Genomic DNA, 4,824 nt, shown 5'->3' with positions numbered 1-4,824 from the left:
TAACTCAGCGACAGTTTTATCACCTCTAGCAGCATCAAGCGCCACCTTAGCTTTAAATTCGGGTGAGTGGTTTCTACGTTTTCTAGTCATAATCTGTTCCAGTATTTTTAGGTACTATACAAACAGATCAATCACTTAAAGTCATGTCCGAAAATTGGGGGCCACTTCTCTAACATGGATTTGTAATGGCAGATTAAGCCGTCGTAGTTTTTCACTTTTTCCATGTTAGTGACGTCGTCTTGTGCCTGTCTCTGTTGCGAAGAGGTCGACTGACAGCCTGCCAAAATGCCCAACGTAAGCAATACAATAGAAATACGTTTTCCAATCACTGGTTATTCCTCTATATATTTAGCGTCATCTGCATGATTCCCGGTGCGAGAATCAGAATCACGATTGGAAACATGATGAAAAGGATCAAAGGCACACTCATCTTCGCAGAAAGTTTTCCGACCTTTTCTTCCACAGTAAGAATTTGAACTTTTCGCATGTCCTCCGCGAGATCACTCAATACTTGAGCCACAGACGTACCGTATTGCAGGTTTTGAATAATGGTCAGCACAAAGCTTCGTATCGGTGGCGTTGGTATGCGCTCACTAAGATCGTTTAACGCCTTTTCTAGTCCATGTATTTTTGCGGAATCCGATGTGCGTTTGATTTGATAACAAAGGTCTGAATCAAACTCGGCCAATTCTTTTCCTAGGTAAACCAATGCAGCCTCTATCGTCATACCGGTTTGAACACAAACGGACATCATGTCTAACAGATATGGTAGTTGAGCAGACGTCTTTCTAATCAATATCTTGCGGCGCATTTGAAGCAACGAGTCAGGGCCAACAATCACAGCAATAAGCGTGAAAGTAATGACGATAAGTTGGTTGCTCTGTGTCATGTCCGACAGCAACACAAACCCTGACACCAAACCCAGTACCAACAATTTGGCAGGAAAGTAAAACTTCGCCCACTCCGTGTTGTAGTAGCCTGCCTCAATCATTTTCTGTTCTAATTCTTGGCGGTGTTCTTTACCAAAACGAACAAAAAATCGATTAACACGAGATGGCGAGCGATGTGCATTCCCCCCTACATATAACGCAATCTTCTTGCGTCTTTGTTCTGTACGAAGTGAATCGAATATCAGAAAAAGTAACGATACGAACAACACAATAAGAGCAGTCAATAACATCATGCGCGCACACCTCTTACCAACAGCCAAACAATAAATAACCCGAAGAACTCACTGCCAAGAACATAAAACAGCACGAGTCGACCAGATGGGTCATACAAAACAAAATTCACGTTATCTGGGTTTACGTAGTTAAGGATGATCATGAAAATCAACGGAATCGCTGCAACGATCTTGGCCGAGATTCTTGCTTCCGACGTCATCGCCATTTTCTTTTTCTCTAGCGTTCTGGCATCTACGAGCACGCGAATAAGCCTTGCTAACACGCCTTTTAACTGGCCGCCTCGAGCAATGTTTGCTCTTAGTGTTACGGTAAAGAACAGAAATTCCGGATATGGGTAGTTTTTACACGAACGCTGCAATACAACCTCAGGAGACTCACCTAATTTCAGTCGTTCTCCCATCAACTTGAATTCACGACCAATCGAGTTATCCATCACGTCGCCAACGTAGCTGATGGCTTGCATTAAACTGTCACCAGCCGTAACCGCACTCATGAGAATATTCAGAGCATCTGGAAAAGTGTTTTCAAAATCTCTGCGTCTTCTTGTCACCAAATACCGGTAACCAAACAGGGTTAGTAACACTGACAACCCTAGCGTTAGCCAGATGCTGGACATCAAGAGCAACTTAACGACAAAGTACCAAGAGACAATAAGGCTACCTGTAATGTACAGAGCGATATAAAGAGACGAACGCGGTCCCAAAACTTTAAGAGTTGGCGAGATCGACTCTTTAAACTTCTGCCAGCTTTGTTTGCGTACCAGAGATTTAACGTTGATTGCGTTGAAGTTTTCCGCTTCAACTTCTTCAATATTGAAAAACTGATCGACCTTTTTAACCTTTGAATCTCGGACTAAAAGCAGAACGAAGGCAAAGAGGATAAGCGAGAGCCAAAGCATGCTATATCCCCTTAAACGATGCCATCAGCTCATCATAAAGCCCGAAGAATTGGGCTTTTTTCACAAGCTCAGATCGTTGCATGATGCCACTCGTTACAAAGTCACCTTTAACGGTTTCCCCAAAGTGGGTATCGTCGTAACGGAAACGGTAGATCTCTTCCATCACTACGCTATCGCCCTCTAAACCAACGATTTCAGATATACTGGTTATCTTACGAGAGCCATCGCGCAGTCGGTTAACCTGCACAATCATTTGCACCGCACTGACGATTGTTCTTCGAATTGCATCAAGAGGCTGGTTTAAGTTCGCCATCATGACCATGGATTCAACACGAGCAATCGCATCACGTGGAGTATTGGCGTGCAACGTCGACATTGAACCATCGTGGCCGGTGTTCATCGCTTGCAGCATTTCAAATGCTTCAGAGCCACGACACTCACCAAGAATGATGCGGTCCGGGCGCATACGCAGCGCATTGATAACCAAGTCACGCTGGTTCACCGCGCCAGTTTGTTCAACGCTGGAAGTTCGCGTTTCTAATCGAACCAAGTTTGGTTGTTGCAAACGCAGTTCGGCTGCATCCTCAATCGTGACAATACGTTCATCTTCTGCAATGTATTGAGATAGCGCGTTGAGTAACGTGGTTTTACCCGAGCCTGTACCGCCAGAAATAAGAACGTTCATTCGACAGCGAGAAGCGATCATCAGTACTCTTGCCATGTCTGGAGACATAGAACCAAAGCCAATTAAATCTTCAAAGCCGATGTTCTGCTCTCTGAACTTACGGATAGAAATTGAGGTTCCGTCCAGAGCAATCGGTGGAATAACGATGTTTACACGACTGCCGTCTTCAAGCCTTGCATCAACTCAGCGTCAATGCCAGCGTCTTTACCTCGTTTTACCGCCACTTCGCTAAAATACGCCGATAGCGCTTCAGTCCCAACGACAGCCAAGAAAGGAGTGTCGCCAAGTAGCGCCATGTTTTCTGATGGGTTATAAGCGTAGCGTGTATCTAGAGACATAGCAGCGCGCATTGGCGAATAGTTTTCGGCACCGCCACCACGCTCAGGGTTACGATAGTAATCAGCAGCGCGAACCCAAAACTCATTCATGGATTTGGCTTTTTCTGCAGATGGAATGCCATCAACAAGCACGACCTCACCTGTTTCGTAGTACTTTTGACGTGCCTCGCTCGCCATTTGGATCTGCTGACGATATTGCTCAACCGGATCGCCCGTAAGTTGGTCCATATACTGAGTTGCCCCACCCATACCATAGTCAGTAAAGTCAACAAAGCCGCTGACTGTTGCTACAGAGTCTAAACGGGTATCCTGCATTGCAACTTGTAAGCTGTAACCAGCACCAGAGCAAATGCCTAGCTCACCGATGCGCTGAGGGTCAACGCCTGGAAAATGACTCAAGAATGTAATCGCATTCTTAATATCTTCAACCTTCATTGGCGCATTTTCCATACCGCGAGGATAACCACCGCTTTCACCGTAAGTACGGTGGTCAAAAGCTAGGGTAATATAGCCTTTTTTTGCCATTTTCTCGGCGTAAATACCTGCGGTTTGCTCTTTTACACCACTGGCTGGCGTAATCACTACAAGCGCTGGATAGTTTTTGCTTTCGTCATAATTGGGTGGCAAGAACACATTGCCAGCAATACGAACATTCTCACTAAGAAAAGCGACTTTATTTTTGCCATCGTGATAGTCAGCACCTAAGAAGGTTTCCGCAGCAACAGATGTTGTTCCTAAAACGGCACTCGCAACTAACGAAAGGGGGATCAATTTAGTAGTTTTCATATCTTACTCCATAGATTTCTGAGGTTTGCAACGTTCCCCGCTGCAACAGATGTATGTTATGAAAACCATAAGTGTTGATATATAGCACTCAAATCAATTCACTGTTGCCATTAAACAACAATTAAAGAGGTGCAGTTATAGAAATAGTCACAAGTATCCGTAAGTAAGGCATGACTTAATTACTTGGAGAGATAGTTTAAAGCATGACAATTTTTGCTAGCTATAGCCTTCCGCCGTTTTTTTATTCGACTTTATGTGCTCTGGGTTGAACTAACCGGTATCCTCTCGCTAGCGTCACTTCTAAACAAAAAAGCCAGCGTTGAATCAATCAACACTGGCCTTTGTTTAGTTAAACCGAAACGGGAATCAGTCTACAAAATACGGCAGCTGTTCTTCAGTCAGAGCACTGCCTCTCGCAAAGTCAGTATGCTCCGTTACCTTACTCACGTTCCAATTGGTTAGGTCTTGGCTGAATAAGCTCGCATTGGCAAACATGGATGACATGTTGGTAACGTTAGCTGTGTTCCAATTTCCTATATCTTGATTAAACGTATATGTTCCAGTAAACATCCCCCTCATGTTGGTTACGCTTGATGTATCCCAGTTCCCTATACCTTGATTAAAGACCACTGCATAAAAAAACATATATTCCATGTTCGTCACCTTAGAGGTGTCCCAAGAACCTATATTCTGGTCAAAATGGTCAGTAAATTCGAACATATGCCTCATTGACGTAACATTCGATGTATTCCAGCGGCCTATATCTTGATTGAACATAGTAGCGGCTTTGTTGCGTAATTCGGACAGAAAACCAAATTGCCCGAAAATTGAGTGATTATTAAACAACATGCTGAGTTTCAGGCATACCAAGCCCTGTAAGCTTGTTCAGCGCTTTAATCATGGCGTAAGTCTCACCAACTTGAGCGTTGTAGT

4 protein-coding genes and 3 pseudogenes are annotated in these 4,824 nt (G+C 44.2%); all 7 read right to left on the bottom strand.

Annotated features, from left to right (window positions below; all coding sequences use genetic code 11):
• Nucleotides 1-164 precede the first annotated feature (164 nt).
• Nucleotides 165-329 (bottom strand): annotated as a pseudogene (locus KIV40_RS26100) (anaphase-promoting protein); the annotation flags it as partial.
• Between the two features lie 11 nt (nucleotides 330-340).
• Nucleotides 341-1,183: a type II secretion system F family protein gene (locus tag KIV40_RS26095; RefSeq protein WP_005425863.1), complete on the bottom strand. Its 843-nt coding sequence runs from the start codon at nucleotides 1,181-1,183 to the stop codon at nucleotides 341-343.
• On the bottom strand, nucleotides 1,180-2,082 hold the full coding sequence (locus KIV40_RS26090) for a type II secretion system F family protein (protein WP_285352096.1): 903 nt from the start codon (nucleotides 2,080-2,082) through the stop codon (nucleotides 1,180-1,182). Before KIV40_RS26090 ends, KIV40_RS26095 begins: the two co-directional genes overlap by 4 nt.
• Before the next feature lies 1 nt (nucleotide 2,083).
• Nucleotides 2,084-2,950 (bottom strand): annotated as a pseudogene (locus KIV40_RS26085) (CpaF family protein); the annotation flags it as partial.
• Nucleotides 2,917-3,891, bottom strand: a complete 975-nt coding sequence (locus KIV40_RS26080) for an alpha/beta hydrolase (RefSeq protein WP_285352094.1) — start codon at nucleotides 3,889-3,891, stop codon at nucleotides 2,917-2,919. The pseudogene KIV40_RS26085 and the gene KIV40_RS26080, both read right to left, overlap by 34 nt.
• A 366-nt stretch (nucleotides 3,892-4,257) precedes the next feature.
• A complete protein-coding gene (locus KIV40_RS26075; protein ID WP_306431896.1) occupies nucleotides 4,258-4,668 on the bottom strand; it encodes a BspA family leucine-rich repeat surface protein in 411 nt (136 codons plus the stop codon).
• 61 nt (nucleotides 4,669-4,729) lie between these two features.
• Nucleotides 4,730-4,824, bottom strand: a pseudogene (locus tag KIV40_RS26070) (IS5/IS1182 family transposase); the annotation flags it as partial.

This window comes from Vibrio sp. D173a (assembly GCF_030248475.1).
This window is presented reverse-complemented; position numbering and strand designations above follow the sequence as displayed.

Bases quoted from the DNA above. Each gene is read 5' to 3' on its own strand.
- KIV40_RS26080 (WP_285352094.1), bottom strand. From the start codon at position 3,891: ATGAAAACTACTAAATTGATCCCCCTTTCGTTAGTTGCGAGTGCCGTT.
- KIV40_RS26090 (WP_285352096.1), bottom strand. From the start codon at position 2,082: ATGCTTTGGCTCTCGCTTATCCTCTTTGCCTTCGTTCTGCTTTTAGTC.
- KIV40_RS26095 (WP_005425863.1), bottom strand. From the start codon at position 1,183: ATGATGTTATTGACTGCTCTTATTGTGTTGTTCGTATCGTTACTTTTT.
- KIV40_RS26075 (WP_306431896.1), bottom strand. From the start codon at position 4,668: ATGTTCAATCAAGATATAGGCCGCTGGAATACATCGAATGTTACGTCA.